At 64.3% G+C, this 255-nt stretch carries 1 protein-coding gene; it reads right to left on the bottom strand.

Annotated elements, in window-relative coordinates; translation table 11 throughout:
• On the bottom strand, positions 1 to 255 hold a 255-nt coding region (locus AB4Y43_RS40695), incomplete at both ends, for an amino acid permease (protein WP_368730315.1).

Here is a 255-nt window from a genome sequence, read left to right on the forward strand (position 1 = left end):
CGAGCCCTGAATGCGTCAACGACCCGTCGACGAAGAGCGCGTGCGCCCAGGCATAGGGCCAGGTGCTCATGTACTGGATCGAGGCTTCGGCTTCGATCGGGATCACCGAGACAATGGCGATCCAGTTTGCCCACGCGCTGATGAAGCCCACCAGTGCGCCGTGCGAGTAGCGGGCGTAGCGGACCATACCGCCCGACTCCGGGAACATCGCACCGAGTTCGGCGTAGGTGAGCGCGATGGCCAGAATGACCACGG

Origin of the sequence: Paraburkholderia sp. BR10872, assembly GCF_040965835.1 — a bacterium.
Taxonomy (GTDB): Bacteria; Pseudomonadota; Gammaproteobacteria; order Burkholderiales; family Burkholderiaceae; genus Paraburkholderia; species Paraburkholderia nodosa_A.